Origin of the sequence: Streptomyces sp. NPDC058683 (genome assembly GCF_042716195.1) — a bacterium.
Taxonomy (GTDB): Bacteria; Actinomycetota; Actinomycetes; order Streptomycetales; family Streptomycetaceae; genus Streptomyces.
Genome location: NZ_JBHXSK010000053.1, coordinates 64722 through 81951 on the forward strand (window position 1 = coordinate 64722; position 17230 = coordinate 81951).

The window sequence follows — 17230 nt, forward strand, 5'->3', positions numbered from 1 at the left end:
CCGGATGATTGCCTCGCGTGCCGGGCGAAGCCGGTTGGGGGGTGGGTCGGGCGGAGCCGGTTGGGTGGCGGGTCGGGCGGAGCCGGTTGGGGGTGGGTCGGGCGGAGCCGGTTGGGTGGCGGGCCGGGGGCGGCCCGGCTCGGTCGTGAGCGGCGCTGTCGCAGCCGGCTCAGTCGCGGTCGGCGCCGGTGTGGGCCGCGTTGTCGAGGATGCGCTTGACGGCCTGCTCGTTCCGGCCGAGTACCGCCTTCTCCACGCTGTGGTCGTCGTGCCGGGAGAAACGTTCCCCCTCGGCGACGTCCTCCTTGCTCAGCACACGTCCGCACCACTCGCCCTGGTCGCCGGTACGGTCGTCGAAGGGCACGGCCCCGCCCTCGCCGAGGACCACCCACCCGCCCTCGCGCCAGCGCAGGGCGAGCAGATAGGTGTGGCCGGCCTGGAGCCGGGGCGCATCGGTGGCCGGCTGCGCCACGCGGGTGCCGCTGGACCGGTAGACCTCCCAGCCCGGGGCGACCATGTCGAAGTCCGACCCGATGGCGTGCCGGGGTGAGCTGCGGGACCACAGCCTGCTGTCGGTCCGGAAGCTCACCAGCCGGTCCATCGCGTACGCGACCGCCCCCTTGCGGTAGCTCCGCCGGTTGGTCTCCTGCTCCCGGGTCGGGCTGGCGACGACGACGTGATCGGCGTACGACACCCAGTCCCGCGCGGTCTGCGACGGATAGAGGTCCCCCGATGTCCCGCACCCCGGCACCGACTCCAGCCCCGGCCTGCCGACCAGCACCCCGGCGACGATCCCGACGGCCGCCAGCATCGCGGCGACGGGCCGCGCCGGCACCCGCCGAGGCATGACAGATCGTTCCCCCATGATGAAGCGCCCCCCAGTGCGTGAAACCAGTCCCCGCGGAGCCGGATCCGGTCAAGATCCGTAACCGCGGTGATCACCCTAGGCACGGTCCGACGACAGGGGACAAGGATCACCTCGGCCCGGCACAGAACTGTGACGCGGTGGCGGGCGGACGGCTCGGCGGCCCTCGCCGGTCGGGACGAACTCCAGCCGGGCGTGCCCGTCCGCGGACCGGGCGCCGCCGTGGACCGAGCTGCTGACCTGGCCGGTGGTCCCGCCGATGCTGCCAGGAACCCCTGTGCGGGCGCCGGGCGGGCCGGGTATAGCGTCGCGCAGTGGACCTGACCTGACCCGTTTCGTCCCGGACCGAAGGAGGATGAGCCGGATGGCCGAGCTGACCGTGGGCCGGCTGCTGACGTCGTGGCAGCCGGACGTGCCGGCGCTGCTGCTGGTCGTGGCCCTGGGCGGGCTGTACGGCTGGGGCGTGCTGCGGGTGCGCGCGAAGGGCGAGCCCTGGTCGTCGGCCCGCACCGCCGCCTTCACGGTCCTGGGCCTGGGCGCGCTGGTGGTGGCGACGATGTCGGCCCTCGCCGTCTACGACCACGCGCTGTTCTGGCCGGCCGCCGTCCAGAACATCCTGCTCGACCTCGTCGCGCCCCTGGGCCTGGCGCTGGGCGACCCGCTCCGTCTCGCGGTGGAGGCACTGCCGGAGCCCGCGGCGGCACGGCTCCGCCGCACGATGACCGGCCGCCTGATCCGCCTCCTGACCTTCCCCCTGGTCAGCACGGCGCTGGTGCTCACCACCGAGCTGACCATCTACTTCACCCCCTACTTCGGCACCGCGCTGCGGGTGGGCTGGCTGCACGAGCTGATGTACCTGCACCTGCTGGCGGCGGGCTGCCTGTTCGTCGTACCGGTGCTGACCCGGGAGGAGACCCTCCCCGCCTGGTGCACCCACCCGGTGCGGGCGGCCCTGGTCTTCGTGGACGGGGTGATCGACGCGATCCCGGGCGTGGTCGTCATGACGCATGGCACGCTGATCGCCGGTGCCTGGTACCTGCACCACCATCCGTCCTGGTCCCCGGACGTCCGGCACGACCAGCAGATCGGCGGCGGCGCGATGCTGAGCATCGCCGAACTGGTCGCGTTGCCGTTCCTGCTGACGATCCTGTTCCAGTGGGCGCGGGCGGAACGGGTGCAGACGGCGGCCCTCGACCGCCGCCTGGACCGGCAACAGGCCGCCGAGGCCCTCGCCGCCCCCGCCCCCGCCCCCGCCTCCGCCTCCGCCCGCGTCCCCACCACGACCACCCCGTCCGCCGAACGGGTCCGCCCCTGGTGGGAGACGGAGAAGAACGAGGTGGCCGAGAGAATCCGCCGCCAGCACGGCGACCAGTGACCGGTTCCGTACGCGGCCCCATCAGTCGACGTTCGCCCTGTTCACGACCCCGCGGGCTGCCGGCGGCGTCGTCCGATGCGGCACCAGCCCGGCGCATTGCGGAAGGCACTTGGGGGGCCGGCCGGTCGCACGGGTGAAGACCGCCCCGCCGTCTGATGCACAGTGACACGATAGACCACCCGGAACTACAACCTCCGCACGGAAAAACGCGTCGAACAGGCGTGGCTCAGTTGCTGGATGGAATGGACGGAACGAAACGCCTCCGGGCTCGCCGGATCGTGGGGGCGGTTCCCGGGCGTCCCCCTGCCGATGCCCGGGAGCGGCTCGTCCCGCCGTTTCCCGAGCCGTCTCCCCGTCTGTGGGCGCTCGTCGGGCTCGCGCCCGCGTCGGCGGGCCGCGTCGCGAGGGCGATGGAGTGGCTGGGGCCGGTGCTGGTCGCCGTGCTGGCGGGGGCGATCCGGTTCTGGCGGCTCGGCCGGCCGCGGGCGGTCGTCTTCGACGAGACCTACTACGCGAAGGACGCCTGGTCGCTGCTGCACCTCGGCTACGAGGGCACCTGGCCGGACCGCAAGATCGCCGACCCGGGGATCCTCGCGCACCCGCAGGTGATCCCGCTCTCCGACGCGGGCTCCTTCGTCGCGCACCCGCCGACCGGCAAGTGGGTGATCGCCCTGGGCGAGGGGCTGTTCGGCCTCACCCCGTTCGGCTGGCGCTTCATGACCGCGCTCCTGGGCACCCTGTCGGTCCTGATGCTGTGCCGGATCGGGCGCCGCCTGTTCCGGTCCACCTTCCTGGGCTGCCTGGCCGGCGCCCTGCTGGCGGTGGACGGCCTGCATGTCGTGATGAGCCGTACCGCGCTGCTGGACCTCGTCGTGATGGTCTTCGCCCTGGCGGCCTTCGGCTGCCTGCTGGTCGACCGGGACCGGGCGCGGGCCCGGCTCGCGGCGGCGCTGCCGGCCGGCGCGGACGGCCGGGTGCGACCGGACGGCGACACCGGTGACCGTGCGGGAAGGGGATGGCGGCCCTGGCGGCTCGCGGCGGGTCTCTTCCTGGGACTGGCCGCGTCGACCAAGTGGAACGGCCTCTACTTCCTGGCCTTCTTCATGGTCCTGACCTTGCTGTGGGACGTCGGCGCGCGCCGGGTGGCCGGGGCCCGCCACCCGTACCGGGCGGTGCTGCGCAGGGACCTCGGCCCCTCGCTGTTCTCCCTCGCGCCGGTCGCCGTCATGACGTATCTGGTGACCTGGACCGGCTGGTTCCTGTCCAACGACGGCTGGGGACGCCACTGGGCGGACGGCCGGGGCGGCACATGGTCGTGGATCCCGGCCCCGCTGCGCAGCCTGTGGCACTACGAGTACCTGGTGTACCAGTTCAACGTGGGGCTGCACACGCCCCACAAGTACCAGTCGAATCCCTGGAGTTGGCTGGTCCTCGGCCGCCCGGTGCTGTTCTCCTACGACTCGCCGCAACCCGGCGAGGACGGCTGCCACACGGCGTCCGCCTGCACTCGGACGGTCCTCGCCCTGGGCACCCCGGTCCTGTGGTGGGCCGCGTGCCTCGCCCTGGTCTATCTGCTCTACCGCTGGGCACTGCGCCGCGACTGGCGGGCCGGCGCCGTGCTGTGCGCGGTGGGCGCCGGCTATCTGCCGTGGTTCCTGTACCAGGACCGTACGGTCTTCTCCTTCTACGCCGTCGTCTTCGTGCCGTACCTGTGCCTGGCCGTGACGATGATGATCGGAGCCATGCTGGGGCCGCCGGGCGCGACGGAGCGGCGCCGGCAGGCGGGCGCGGTGGCCGCGGGCGTGCTGGTCCTGCTCATCGCGTGGAACTTCATCTACTTCTTCCCGATCTACACCGGGCAGACCATCCCGTACTCCGGCTGGCAGGCCAGGATGTGGCTCGACAGCTGGGTCTGAGGACGGCGTTCACTCCTGGACGCGGATCCCCGGGGCGTGCGCGCTGCTGCTCAAGTCGCCCCCCGTACAAGGCAGATGAGACACCCGAGTACGATCACCGCGAACTCACTCTGTACTTCTCAACTTCTCATCGGCGCGATGGAGTTGCCATGACGACCAACCCTCAGCCGTTTCCGTCGGTCGACACCAGCAGGGCACACCCTGCGCGGGTCTACGACTGGCTGCTCGGCGGCAAGGACAACTACCCGGTCGACGAGGCGGTCGGTGAGAAGCTGCCGCCCGAGGCGAGGGACGCCGCCCGGCAGAACCGTCAGTTCATGCACCGGGCCGCCGCGTGGCTCGCCACACAGGGCGTCGATCAGTTCCTGGACATAGGCACCGGAATTCCCACCGAGCCGAACCTCCACCAGATCGTGCAGAACGTCGTGCCGTCGGCCAAGGTCGTCTACACCGACAACGACCCGATCGTCCTGCGGCACGCGGAGGCGCTGCTGATCAGCCGCCCCGAGGGGGCGACCGACTACATCCAGGCGGACGTGCGCGACCCGGAGGCGATCGTCCGGCACGCCCGGCACATCCTGGACTTCGACCGCCCGGTCGCGCTGTCGCTCATCGCGCTGATGCACTTCATCAGTGACGAGCAGGGCGCCCACGACATAGTCCGTGCCCTGGTCGACACGCTGCCGCCGGGCAGCCATCTGATCCTGTCGCACGCCGCGTCCGACCTGTTCCCGGACCTCGTCGAACAGGTCGTCGCCGAGTACGCCAAGGGCGGTATCCAGCTCGCCTTCCGCACCCGCCCGGACGTGGAACGGTTCTTCGACGGCATGGATCTCGTGTCCCCCGGCCTGGTGACGGCGACGGAGTGGTTCGCCGCCGAACCGGCCCCCAAGCCGGAGGGCAGCGGCATCTACGCGGGCGTGGCCCGCATCCGCTGAACCAGCGCGCAGTTCTCTCACTCACGCACTCACGCACTCACGCACGGAACACCGGCGGCCCGTCGGTGGGACGTCCCGCGCCGGCTGGAGGTCCTGCTCAGGCAGGATGTTCGCGGGCCGGGCCGCCCCTGCGCCGCCGTAGCGCCGTAGCCCCGGCGCGTCGGCTCAGTCCGGCAGCGTGCCGGGCTTCGGCAGCAGGCCGAAGAGCCGCCGCAACTCGTCGGCGGCGTCGAAGCCGGTCCACTCGTCGGCCGCCAAGGCCTTCCGGCCACACCGACCAGGTGCTGACTGCTTCGAGCCGGGCCGGACGGTGCCTTCGTCCCGCCGGGTGCTGCCGGGCAACGCCGGTATCCGTCCGCGGCGTTGGTCTTCCCCGGGTTCGCCCGTCAGCAGCGCTCGTCCGGAGATATGTTCATGGTCGTGGATGAGCAGAGCGCGCCGCCTCGGGCCGCGGTCGTGGCCCCTGGCGGGATGTACGGCCCCCATGTTCCCCTCCTCATGTACGCGGCCGACGCGGCCGAAGCCAGGGGAGCCAGGATCGAGCGGATCACCTGGGACCCGCCGTCGCAGGCCGACAGGGGGAGCGGCCACTGGGTCCTCGACCAGGTCGCACCGGTACTCGACCACGTGTCCGCGAGCTCACCAGGCGCCGTGCCCGTCCTGATCGGGAAGTCCCTCGGCACGAACGCGGCCGTCCTCGCTGCCGAACGGGGACTCCCGGCGATCTGGCTCACCCCCCTGTTGACCACCACCGAGGTGATCAAGGCCCTCCGCGCGGCCACAGCGCCTTTCCTCCTGGTCGGCGGCACCGAGGACCGGCACTGGGACGGAGCCCTTGCCGTCGGGTTGTCACCCCATGTGCTGGAGGTCCGGGGGGCCGACCACGGCATGCACGTCCCCGGGCCTCTGGCCGGATCCGCCGATGTGCTCGGCCGTGTCGCCACGGCGGTTGAGGACTTCCTCGACCGGATTGTCTGGCCTGCGGCGGCCTGACGCCCCCTCCCCGGCACGGAGAAGGGCGAGGCCCGAAGACCCCGCCCCCGTCCCCGTCCCCCTCGCCCGTCGGCTGGAGAAGGACGGCAGGCTCAGGCCTGGAACTCGGTGAGATCGATGGAGTGGACCTGCAGCGGATAGCCGTACACCGGGTGCGTCGCCTCCCGCTCCGGCACCATGCCGAGCTTGCGGATGACGTTCTCGGAGGCGTCGTCCCCCATACGGCTGATGCTGATGACGCGGTCGAGGCCGCGGTCCTGGAGCGCGAATTCCAGCGTGGCCTGGGCGGCTTCGGACGCGTATCCCTGGCCCCAGAACTGTGAGCCGAGCCGCCAGCTGATCGCCACGGCGGGCAGTACCTCCGGCAGGAACTCGGGCACGAACAGACCCGTGAAGCCGGCGAGCTCCCCCGAAGCCAGCAGCTCGACGGCGAAGAGTCCGAAGCCTTCCTCGTCCCACTCCTCCTCCCACTGCTCGATGGCTTCCGCCGTGTGGTCGAGGTCGCGCACCGAGCCGTCGTCGATCCAGCGCATGACCCGAGGATCCGCGTTGATGTCCGCCATGGGCGCGAGGTCGTCGTCATGCCAGCGACGCAGGAGAAGGCGGGGTGTATGGATCTCGGTCATGGCGCTCATCCTGCCGAAGGCGACGGCGTCATGGGTAATCGGCGCCAACCCGTGCCGCCGCTCCGGGACGCCGGGCATGCCGGTGGGCGCGGTCAGCGTCCTTCGGAGAACAGGCCGTTGAGAACCGGGTAGTCGATGGCGTGCTCGAGGGAGGTGTAGCCGCCGGTTCCCTGCAGTTCGAGCGCCGCGCGCCGGGCCGCGGCGTAGGCGGCCTGCGCCACGCCCGAGCCGAGGCTGACGCGGGCCACCCCCAGGGCGCCCAGCTCCTTCACCGGCGGCATGCCCGGCCCTGCCATGACGTTGAGGGGGACGGTGAGGGCTGCGGCCACTTCCTGGATGACGCCGGCGTCGGTGACGCCGGGGACGAAGATCCCGTCCGCTCCGGCGTCGACGTAGGAACGGGCCCGTTCCAGTGTCTCCCGGAGCCGGGTGACGGGGTCGCCCAGCCCGAGCAGGTAGGTGTCGACGCGGGCGTTGACGAACAGGTCGACGCCTGCCTTCCGCGCCGCACGGCGGAAGACCGAGGACTTGCTTGCGTTCACCATGCCCCCAAGCCAATCAGCAGGGCGAAGACGCTGTCCGGCAGAAAACCGACATGGGCGTGACCCCGGCACGGACCGTACGGGCGCCTGGAAGCTAGCCCTGGCCGCCGCCGGCGTGATCCCTCCGCGCGAGCGCGGCACGCGCTGCCTCCAGTCCGGCCCGGAGATCCATCTCATCGAACAGGAGCGGGAGTTCGGAGGCTTCCACGAGGAGCTGCTCTCCCTCTGACCGCCATAATCGATCGATGGGGACTGTGACAGCGCTGTACCGGTATCCGGTGAAGTCCATGCTGGGTGAGGCCGTGACCGCCGTGGCCGTCACGAAACGCGGATTCACCGGCGACCGGGCGTACGCCGTACTCGACGAGACGGGTGCCGTGGGCAGCGCCAAGCACCCACGCAAATGGGGGGAGTTGTTGCGCTGCCGGAGCGGCCTGGACGACTCCGGCGTGGTCCGGGTCGTCTTGCCGGACGGGATGGCCCTGTCCGTGGAAGACCCGGACCTGGACGTGCGGCTGTCCAAGCTGCTGGGCCGCCGGGTGTTCGTCTCCGCCGTCGTGCCGGAACACAGCAGGCTGGAGCGGGCCGTGCCGGACTACGAAGGCGGAGTTCCGGATGCCGTACGGAAGACCGCTACCGTCGACGCCACCGGAGCGAGCATCACGACAGGCAGCGTCGCGCCCGGCACGTTCTTCGACTTCGGGCGGGTCCATCTCGTCACCACGGCGTCCCTGGACCGGATGCGGGCCGTGTATCCCTCCGGGGACTTCGACGCGCGCCGTTTCCGGCCGAACCTGGTGGTGGACACCGATGGAGGTCCGGGATTTCCCGAGGACGCCTGGCTGGGATCACGCCTGCGCGTGGGAGAGGCGTTGTTCCAGGTCGTCGTGCCCACACCTCGCTGCGTGATACCCACCCTCGGCCACGACGAGCTGCCGTCCGACCCAGGCATCATGCGTGCGGTTGCCCAGACTCACCGCGTCCCGGTGTTCGACCTCGGTCCGCTGTCGTGCCTCGGTGTGTACCTGGACGTGCTGGAAGCGGGGACGGTCCGGGTGGGCGACGTGATCAGGGTGCAGGAGGCAGCCTCCGCTCTGACAGGCGCGGACACGGCACGGCGAAGTGCTGGACAGCGCTGCCGTACCGACCAGCAGAGGCCGAGGTGAGCGCCTCGCCGAGACCCACAGCACCCACCACCTCTGCGGCACCGGCGGCATGCGCTACCTCGATCTCCAGCAGTTCACAGCGCGCGACGCACCAAAAAGGGCGAGGCCCGAAGACCCCGCCCGATCCGCACAAAACCCCTGCTCAGGGCCACACCAGGCAGTACGGCTGATGCCCCGCCTCATGCAGCCGGTGGCTGAAGTCCTGCCACTCGTGCAGCAGCTGGTACACGTTGAACGCGTCCCTCGGGCCACCCCGGTCCGGGACCGTCGACCAGATGAAGGCCGCCGCTCCCACCGCTTCCTCGCCGATGCCGCGCAGGGGGTCGACGACCGTCATGGGGAGCTTGACCACCGCGTAGTCGGGGTGCAGGACGACCAGCTCCAGGGGTGGCACCTTGTTCAGAGGTACGCCTTCGATGCCCGTCAGCACCATCGCGGCCATGGTCTCCGGCTTGATCTTCGTGAACATGCCGTTCATGCCGAGCTCGTCGCCGCCGAGTTCCTCGGGGCGCATCGAGATCGGGACCCGGGCCGCGGTCGCGCCGTCCGGTGCGCCGAAGTATTTGTACGTCACCCCCACCCGACCACCATTCCTGCTCCCAGTCTGAAGTCGGTCGATCCGGCGATCGATCCGCTGGCCCCTCTGGTCCCACTGATCGATACGTCGGTCGCGCCGCTCGGACTCACTCGGTACGCCGCTCTGTTCCTGACGTGCTGCCTCAGCCGCTTCCTCCGCGTCGCGTCGGTGCCTTCCCCGATGGGCACGTCGAGGACCCAGGTCGTCAGTCCCCTCGCCCAGTCCGCCACCGCGATGCATATCTCCACCCGACTGCTTTTCTAGGACGCGTGGCCCCCGCCGCGCAACCCGATCATCGTGTCAGTGACCTCCCCCACGGCCGCCCGCCGAAACGTGCGTCGAAACATCAGTCCGCAGGATCTTTACAGCCTCCGGCCGGCTATGTACCGGATGAGCTGGGTGTATCGGGTCACAGTCTCGCAGATGCCCCGGGCGCCGTGCGGGTACCGCCGTCCTCCGCTGCGAGAAGACCACCGTCCTCCGCCTACCCTGAGGAGGTCACCCAGCAACCGGAGTCCGAGAAGCCGGAGAAGCCGCACGTCATGAGCGCCCAGAGCGAAACGCCCTATCCCTACGACGCGCCCGTCTCACAGGCGCTCTTCGACCGCGCCTCCGCGGTCACGCCCGGCGGCGTGAACTCCCCGGTGCGCGCCTTCCGTGCCGTCGGCGGCACCCCCCGCTTCATGGTCTCCGGCAAGGGGGCCTACCTGACGGACGCGGACGGGCGCGAGTACGTCGACCTCGTCTGCTCCTGGGGGCCGATGATCCTCGGGCACTCGCACCCCGAGGTCATCGCCGCCGTCCAGGACGCCGTCTCCCGCGGTACCTCCTTCGGTACGCCCGGTGAGGGCGAGGTCGCCCTCGCGGAGGAGATGGTCGCCCGGATCGAGCCCCTGGAGCAGGTGCGGCTCGTCAGCAGCGGCACCGAGGCCACGATGAGCGCCATCCGGCTGGCCCGCGGCTTCACCCGGCGCACCAAGGTGATCAAGTTCGCCGGGTGTTACCACGGTCACGTCGACTCGCTGCTGGCCGCGGCCGGGTCGGGGGTGGCGACCTTCGCGCTGCCCGACACCCCGGGTGTCACCGGCGCCCAGGCCGGGGACACGATCGTGCTGCCGTACAACGATCTCGAAGCCGTGCAGGAGGCCTTCCACCGGCACCCCGGGGAGATCGCCTGTGTGATCACCGAGGCCTCGCCGGGCAACATGGGCGTCGTGCCGCCCGCGCCCGGGTTCAACCAGGGGCTGAAGAACGCCTGCCGCGAGAACGGCGCGCTGTACATCTCCGACGAGGTCATGACCGGGTTCCGGACCAGCCGGGCCGGATGGTTCGGGATCGACGGGGTGGTGCCCGACCTGATGACCTTCGGGAAGGTGATGGGGGGCGGCTTCCCGGCCGCCGCCTTCGGCGGGCGGGAGGACGTCATGGCGCACCTCGCCCCGGCCGGGCCCGTCTACCAGGCCGGCACCCTCTCCGGGAACCCCGTCGCCACCGCCGCCGGACTCGCCCAGCTGCGGCTGCTCGACGACGCCGCGTACGAGAAGGTGGACGCCGTCTCCGCGCAGATCCAGGCGCTGGTCGGCGAGGCGCTGAGCAAGGAGGGCGTCGCGCACCAGGTGCAGAACGCCTCCAACATGTTCTCCGTCTTCTTCACCAACCGCCCGGTGCGCAACTACGAGGACGCGCGGGGCCAGGAGTCCTTCCGGTTCACCGCCTTCTTCCACTCCCTCCTCTCCGACGGCGTCTACCTGCCGCCGTCGTCCTTCGAGTCCTGGTTCGTCTCCACGGCCCACGACGAGCGGGCCATCCAGAAGATCGCCGACGCCCTCCCGGCGGCGGCCCGAGCGGCCGCGGAGGCCACGGCAGCATGAGCGAGCAGCAGGACATCACCGTCGTCCACGTGATGCGGCACGGCGAGGTCGACAATCCCGACGGGGTTCTGTACGGCAGACTCCCCGGCTACCACCTCTCCGAGCTGGGCCGGCAGATGGCCGACCGGGTCGCCGAGCACCTCGCCCCCCGGGACGTGACGTACGTCGTCGCCTCGCCGCTGGAGCGCGCCCAGGAGACCGCCACCCCGATCGCCAAGGCGCACGGGCTCGACCTCGACACCGACGAGCGGCTCATCGAGGCGGAGAACATCTTCCAGGGCAAGACCTTCGGTGTCGGCGACGGGGCGCTGAAGAAGCCCGCCAACTGGAAGTACCTGGTCAACCCGTTCCGGCCGTCCTGGGGCGAGCCGTACGTCGACCAGGTCGTCCGGATGAAGGGCGCGCTGGACACGGCCCGGGACCGGGCGCGCGGGCACGAGGCCGTGCTGGTCAGCCACCAGCTGCCGATCTGGATCCTGCGGTCGTACGTCGAGAAGCGGCGGCTGTGGCACGATCCGCGCAAGCGGCAGTGCACCCTCGCCTCCCTGACGACTTTCACATACGAAGGCGACAGGATCGTCTCCGTCGGGTACAGCGAGCCGGCCATCGACCTCGTCCCGGCCCACCTCCGCGCCGGCGCCAAGCCGGTGAAGGGGAAGGACAAGGCCTTCGGGGCGTAAGGCCTCCGCGACACCCGTGTGACATACGGTACTTATCCGCCTCTTCGTCGCATTCGGCTTGAAACAGCGAAGAAGTGAAGGAACCCGTTCGTTCGTCACGCCCTCTGACTGGGTGACCACCAGAGTGCGTGACGAATCGGGGAACCATGCGGACCTTCACCCGAAGGGGAATACTCGGCGTCGGCGCGGGCGCCGCGGCGGGACTCGGCCTCGCCGGCTGCGGCACCCTCACGGCATCGGACGGACCGGACCACGCCACCGGTTCCACCAAGGGGCCGTCGAAGAAGCCCTCCGGGAAGCCCGAGCCCACCGCCCGCCCCCTCGGCGACGGCTCCACCTCGAACACCGGCAAGCAGCCCCATCAGCCCGGCGCCCCCGAGCCGCTGGAGCCCGGCCAGACCCCGCCGCAGTTCGTGATCTTCTCCTGGGACGGCGCCGGCGAGGTCGGCAACGGCCTCTTCCCGCGCTTCCTGGACCTGGCCAGGGAACACGGCGCGTCGATGACCTTCTTCCTCTCGGGTCTCTATCTCCTCCCCGAGTCGAAGAAGCGGCTGTACAACCCGCCGAACAACCCCCGTGGCGCCTCCGACATCGGCTACCTCACCGACGAGCACATCAAGGCGACGCTCACCAACGTCCGCCGCGCCTGGCTCGAAGGGCACGAGATAGGCACCCACTTCAACGGCCACTTCTGCGGCGGCTACGGCACGGTCGGCAACTGGACGCCCAAGCAGTGGCGCAGCGAGATAGACCAGGCCAAGGCGTTCGTGAAGGAGTGGCGGACCAACAGCGGCTGGACCGACCTGCCGTCCCTGCCCTTCGACTACGACAAGGAACTGGTCGGCGGCCGCACCCCCTGTCTCCTCGGCCAGAACAACCTGCTGCCCACCGCCCGCGACCTCGGCTGGCGCTACGACGCCTCCTCGCCCGGCGGCCGCCAGGTCTGGCCGGAGAAGAAGCTGGGCATCTGGGACCTGCCCCTGCAGCAGATACCGTTCCCCGGTCACTCCTTCGAGGTCCTGTCCATGGACTACAACATGCTCGCCAACCAGTCGGTCAACTCGACGAAGGCCCCCGCCTACAACTACCCGGGCTGGCGGCGGCAGTCGGCAGGGTCGTACATAGCGGGATTCGAGCGGGCGTACACGACAAACAGGGCGCCGTTCTTCATAGGCAACCACTTCGAGCAGTGGAACGGCGGTATCTACATGGACTCCGTCGAGGAGGCCTTCAAGCACATCGCCCGTGAGAAGGAGAAGGGCGCCGACGTCCGGCTGGTCTCCTTCCGCCAGTTCGTGGACTGGATGGACGTGCAGAAGCCGGAGGTCCTGGCGAAGCTCCGCACGCTGGACGTGGGGCAGCAGCCGAAGGGCGGCTGGAAGACCTTCCTCAAGCAGGGGGCCGCGGCCTGAAAGGGACGTTTCCCGGACCAAGGGGGGTGCGCAAGATCCCCAGAACGGGCATGCGAAACTTTTCACATGAGTACCCGTAGCCGCGCCGTCCTGTTCGGCGCCATGGCCGCCTCGGCGGCCCTGACCCTGTCCGCGTGCGGCAACGGCGGCACCTCCGGCGGAGGCGGCAACACCAACTTCGTCGCCGGCAAGAACGGCATCGACACGGTCGCGAAGGGCCACCGCGCGGCGGCCCCCGACCTGTCCGGCAAGACCATCGACGGCAGCACGCTGGACGTCGCGAGCTACCGCGGCAAGGTCGTCGTCATCAACGTGTGGGGCTCCTGGTGCAGCCCGTGCCGCGCCGAGGCCCCCTACTTCGCCTCCGTCTCCAAGGAGTACGCGAGCCAGGGCGTCCAGTTCGTCGGCATCAACACCCGCGACACCAGCACCGGTTCCGCGGTCGCCTTCGAGAAGCAGAACGGCATCGGCTACCCGAGCCTGTACGACCCGACGGGCAAGCTGATGCTCCGCTTCAAGAAAGGCACGCTGAACCCGCAGGCCATCCCCTCCACCCTGGTCCTCGACCGGCAGGGCAACGTCGCGGCGCGCTCGCTGGCCGCACTCAGTGAGGAGAACCTGCTGAAGATGATCAAGCCGGTTCTCGCGGAGAAGTGACGTGAGTGCACTCCTGACGCTCGCGGCCGCGACCGACGGACCGAACACGACCGTCATGAACGGCGCGCTGCTGCTCGCCCTGCCGATCGCCCTGCTCGGCGGACTCGTCTCCTTCTTCTCCCCGTGCGTGCTGCCCCTCGTGCCCGGATACCTCTCCTATGTCACGGGCGTCGCCGGGACCGACCTCGCCGAGGCCCGGCGCGGCCGGATGGCCACCGGTGCCGCGCTCTTCGTGCTCGGCTTCACCGCCGTGTTCGTGTCGGGCGGAGCCCTGTTCGGCTACTTCGGCCAGGACCTCCAGGAAGAGTCCGGCACGCTCGGCAAGGTGCTCGGGGTCCTGATGATCGTCATGGGTGTGTTCTTCATGGGCCTGATGCCCTGGTTCACCCAGCGCGAGTTCCGCTTCCACCGGCGGCCGGTGGCCGGTCTGATAGGGGCACCGCTGCTCGGCGCGCTGTTCGGCATCGGCTGGACGCCGTGCATCGGCCCGACGCTCTCCGCCGTGCTGAGCCTCTCCGCCCAGCAGGGCAGCGCGGGCCGCGGCGCCATACTGACGGTCGCGTACTGCCTCGGCCTCGGCGTGCCCTTCGTGCTCACCGCGGTCGCCTTCCGCAAGGCGCTCGGCGCCTTCGGCTGGGTCAAGCGCCACTATGTCTGGGTGATGCGCATCGGCGGCACGATGATGATCGTGACCGGTGTGCTGCTGCTGACCGGGGCCTGGGACAGCCTCGTGCAGGAGATGCAGGGCTGGTCCGACGGCTTCACTGTGGGGATCTGAATCGATGAGCAAGACCGAAACCGAGAACACCGAGCCGGACATCGGCGAGGCGGGCTCACAGCTCTCCACCGCCCCGGTCGAGCCGCCGGCCGCCCCCGGTCTCGGAGTGGTCGGCTGGGCCCGCTGGTTCTGGCGGCAGCTGACCTCCATGCGGGTCGCGCTGCTGCTGCTCCTGCTGCTGTCGCTGGGCGCGATCCCCGGCTCGCTGATCCCGCAGTCCGGCGCCGACATCTCCAAGGTCGACGACTTCCGCAAGGCCCACAAGACGCTGTCGCCGGTCTACGACAAGCTCGGCCTGTTCCACGTCTACAGCTCGGTGTGGTTCTCGGCGATCTACATCCTGCTGTTCGTCTCGCTCATCGGCTGCATCGTGCCGCGCACCTGGCAGTTCGTGGGCCAGCTGCGCGGCCGTCCGCCGGGCGCGCCGAAGCGGCTGGACCGCCTCCCGGCGTACACGACCTGGCGGACCACGGCGGAGCCCGAGGAGGTCCGTGCGGCGGCGCTGAAGCTGCTGAAGAAGCGGCGCTTCCGGGCCCACCCGGCCGGGGACGCGGTCGCCGCCGAGAAGGGCTACGTCCGCGAGTTCGGCAACCTCGCCTTCCACATCGCGCTGATCGTGCTGCTGATCGCGTTCGCCTCCGGCCAGATGTACAAGTCGGACGGCACCAAGCTGGTCGTCGAGGGCGACGGGTTCGCCAACTCGATCCTGCAGTACGACGACTTCAAGTCCGGCTCCCTGTTCACCACCGACGACCTGGTGCCGTTCAGCTTCGACCTGAAGGACTTCCACGCCAGCTATCAGACCAGCGGCCCCAGCAAGGGCACGCCGGTCACCTTCAGCGCGGACATCGCCTACAGCGAGGGCGCCTACGGCAAGTCGAAGCGGACCACCATCAAGGTGAACGAGCCGCTGCACATCGACGACGCCAAGGTCTACCTCGTCAGCCACGGCTACGCCCCGGTCATCACGGTCCGCGACGGCAAGGGCAACGTCGTCTACCACGACGCCGTGCCGCTGCTCCCGCTCGACGCCAACGTCACCTCCCAGGGCGTGGTCAAGGTGATGGACGGCTACAAGAACGCCCAGGGCGTCGGCGAGCAGCTCGGCATCTCGGCGTTCTTCCTGCCGACCTACGGCGGCGGCTCCTCGGTCCTGTCCACCTTCCCGGCACTGCAGAACCCGGTGCTGAACCTGACGCCGTACCACGGCGACCTCGGTGTCAACTCGGGGATCCCGCAGAGCGTGTACCAGCTCGACAAGACCCACATGAAGGAGTTCAAGGACTCCAAGGGGGCACAGCTGCGGGACAACCTCAAGCCCGGGCAGACCATGCAGCTGCCCGACGGCGCCGGTTCCGTGACGTTCGAGAAGGACGTCAAGGAATGGGCCGGCTTCGAGATCGTCCAGGAGCCCGGCAGCGGCTGGGCGCTGGGCGGTGCCCTCACCGCGATCTTCGGCCTCGCCGCCTCGCTGTTCATCCAGCGCCGCCGCGTCTGGGTGCGGGCCGTGCCGGGCCCCGACGGCGTCACCGTCGTCGAGATGGCCGGCCTCGGCCGCAGCGAGTCGGCGAAGGTGCCCGAGGAGCTGGGCGACCTCGCGGGAATCCTCTACGACCAGGCGCCGGGGGCTCCCGACCCCGACGAAGACGACCGTTCTGCAGAATCCCCCGTACCTGCCGAAGGGGCTGAGAAGCGATGACTTCCGCCGCCGCAACCACGCTCGCCGCGACCAACGAGCATCTCGCGAGCATGAGCAACACGCTCATCTACTCCTCGATGGCCGTCTACACGCTGGCCTTCTTCGCCTACATCTTCGAGTGGCTGCTGGGCAGCCGCAGCCGGGTCGCCCGGACCGCCAACGCGCTCACCACCGAGGGCACGGTGAAGAAGGCGCCGGCGGTGACGGTCAAGAAGGCCGGCGGCACCGCCGTACTGGAACGCCCGCAGATCGTGGTCCGCTCCGCGGCGGGCTCGCGTGACGTGCCGGACGGCCCCGGCGCCCACGGCGGCGACGAGCAGGGCGACCTCTACGGCCGGATCGCGATCTCCCTCACGGTCCTCGCCTTCCTCGTGGAGCTGGCCGGCGTGATCACCCGGGCGGCCTCCGTGCAGCGGGCGCCGTGGGGCAACATGTACGAGTTCAACATCACGTTCTCCACGGTCGCCGTCGCCATCTACCTCGGGCTGCTGGCGATGAAGAAGAACGTCCGGTGGATGGGCCTCTTCCTCATCACCACGGTCCTGCTGGACCTCGGTCTCGCGGTCACCGTCCTCTACACGGCGAGCGAGCCGCTGGTCCCGGCCCTGCACTCGTACTGGCTGTACATCCACGTCTCCACCGCGATCTTCTGCGGCGCGGTCTTCTACGTCGGCGCGGTCGCCACGATCCTGTACCTCTTCAAGGACTCCTACGAGAACAAGCTGGAGACCGGCGGCACCCCCGGCCGCTTCGCCACCTCGGTCCTGGAGCGCCTCCCGGCATCGGCCTCGCTGGACAAGTTCGCGTACCGGGTGAACGCGGCGGTCTTCCCGCTGTGGACCTTCACGATCATCGCGGGCGCGATCTGGGCGGGCAGCGCCTGGGGCCGTTACTGGAACTGGGACCCCAAGGAGACCTGGTCCTTCATCACCTGGGTCGCCTACGCCTGCTACCTGCACGCCCGCGCCACCGCGGGATGGAAGGGCCGCAAGGCCGCCTACCTGGCGATGCTCGCCTTCGGCTGCTGGCTGTTCAACTACTACGGCGTCAACATCTTCGTCACCGGCAAGCACTCCTACGCGGGCGTGTAGACCCGTTGCCGGCAAGGGCCGGTTCCCGTGACCCAGGTCACGGG

15 protein-coding genes and 1 pseudogene are annotated in these 17230 nt (G+C 70.1%); 12 read left to right on the plus strand and 4 right to left on the minus strand.

The features are described from left to right. Positions 1–169: 169 nt before the first annotated feature. The gene (locus ACFWXC_RS41915) at positions 170–847 is read right to left on the minus strand and encodes a hypothetical protein (protein WP_384487535.1); all 678 of its coding nucleotides are present in this window, start codon (positions 845–847) and stop codon (positions 170–172) included. A gap of 373 nt (positions 848–1220) precedes the next feature. Here ACFWXC_RS41915 and ACFWXC_RS41920 point away from each other — a divergent pair, with 373 nt between their 5' ends. The 4 genes from ACFWXC_RS41920 to ACFWXC_RS41935 all read left to right on the plus strand — a co-directional run bounded on the left by ACFWXC_RS41920 (position 1221) and on the right by ACFWXC_RS41935 (position 6087). Continuing rightward, entirely contained in the window at positions 1221–2240 is a 1020-nt protein-coding gene (locus tag ACFWXC_RS41920) for a cytochrome c oxidase assembly protein (RefSeq protein WP_384487536.1), read from the plus strand. Between the two features lie 242 nt (positions 2241–2482). Continuing rightward, complete coding sequence (locus ACFWXC_RS41925; RefSeq protein ID WP_384487538.1) at positions 2483–4156, plus strand: dolichyl-phosphate-mannose--protein mannosyltransferase; 1674 nt, start codon at positions 2483–2485, stop codon at positions 4154–4156. 149 nt (positions 4157–4305) lie between these two features. After that, a complete protein-coding gene (locus tag ACFWXC_RS41930; protein ID WP_384487539.1) occupies positions 4306–5094 on the plus strand; it encodes an SAM-dependent methyltransferase in 789 nt (262 codons plus the stop codon). A gap of 414 nt (positions 5095–5508) precedes the next feature. After that, positions 5509–6087: an alpha/beta hydrolase gene (locus ACFWXC_RS41935; RefSeq protein WP_384487540.1), complete on the plus strand. Its 579-nt coding sequence runs from the start codon at positions 5509–5511 to the stop codon at positions 6085–6087. A gap of 92 nt (positions 6088–6179) precedes the next feature. On the opposite strand, the gene ACFWXC_RS41940 is transcribed toward ACFWXC_RS41935, so the two are convergent. Together ACFWXC_RS41940 and ACFWXC_RS41945 are read right to left on the minus strand one after the other, a co-directional pair. Next, positions 6180–6713: a GNAT family N-acetyltransferase gene (locus ACFWXC_RS41940; protein ID WP_384487541.1), complete on the minus strand. Its 534-nt coding sequence runs from the start codon at positions 6711–6713 to the stop codon at positions 6180–6182. Positions 6714–6805: 92 nt separating this feature from the next. Then, positions 6806–7249, minus strand: a pseudogene (locus tag ACFWXC_RS41945) (isocitrate lyase/phosphoenolpyruvate mutase family protein); the annotation flags it as partial. Positions 7250–7500: 251 nt separating this feature from the next. Here ACFWXC_RS41945 and ACFWXC_RS41950 point away from each other — a divergent pair. Next, the gene (locus ACFWXC_RS41950; RefSeq protein WP_384487543.1) at positions 7501–8421 is read left to right on the plus strand and encodes an MOSC domain-containing protein; all 921 of its coding nucleotides are present in this window, start codon (positions 7501–7503) and stop codon (positions 8419–8421) included. A gap of 142 nt (positions 8422–8563) precedes the next feature. On the opposite strand, the gene ACFWXC_RS41955 is transcribed toward ACFWXC_RS41950, so the two are convergent. Then, a complete protein-coding gene (locus tag ACFWXC_RS41955; protein ID WP_384487545.1) occupies positions 8564–9238 on the minus strand; it encodes a hypothetical protein in 675 nt (224 codons plus the stop codon). A gap of 302 nt (positions 9239–9540) precedes the next feature. Here ACFWXC_RS41955 and hemL point away from each other — a divergent pair, with 302 nt between their 5' ends. From hemL to ccsB, 7 genes are all read left to right on the plus strand, one after another. After that, entirely contained in the window at positions 9541–10869 is a 1329-nt protein-coding gene (gene hemL / locus ACFWXC_RS41960; protein WP_384487546.1) for a glutamate-1-semialdehyde 2,1-aminomutase, read from the plus strand. Continuing rightward, entirely contained in the window at positions 10866–11549 is a 684-nt protein-coding gene (locus ACFWXC_RS41965; RefSeq protein ID WP_384487547.1) for a histidine phosphatase family protein, read from the plus strand. The genes hemL and ACFWXC_RS41965 overlap by 4 nt, the downstream gene beginning before the upstream one ends. Positions 11550–11695: 146 nt before the next feature. Continuing rightward, entirely contained in the window at positions 11696–12961 is a 1266-nt protein-coding gene (locus tag ACFWXC_RS41970; RefSeq protein ID WP_384487549.1) for a hypothetical protein, read from the plus strand. Between the two features lie 66 nt (positions 12962–13027). Continuing rightward, entirely contained in the window at positions 13028–13618 is a 591-nt protein-coding gene (locus ACFWXC_RS41975) for a TlpA family protein disulfide reductase (protein WP_384487551.1), read from the plus strand. Between the two features lies 1 nt (position 13619). Beyond that, a complete protein-coding gene (locus ACFWXC_RS41980; RefSeq protein WP_351741139.1) occupies positions 13620–14396 on the plus strand; it encodes a cytochrome c biogenesis protein CcdA in 777 nt (258 codons plus the stop codon). A gap of 4 nt (positions 14397–14400) precedes the next feature. Further along, a complete protein-coding gene (locus tag ACFWXC_RS41985) occupies positions 14401–16095 on the plus strand; it encodes a cytochrome c biogenesis protein ResB (RefSeq protein WP_384487553.1) in 1695 nt (564 codons plus the stop codon). Then, positions 16092–17186, plus strand: coding sequence for a c-type cytochrome biogenesis protein CcsB (gene ccsB, locus ACFWXC_RS41990; protein WP_384487555.1), 1095 nt, complete (start codon positions 16092–16094; stop codon positions 17184–17186). Before ACFWXC_RS41985 ends, ccsB begins: the two co-directional genes overlap by 4 nt. Positions 17187–17230: the final 44 nt, after the last annotated feature.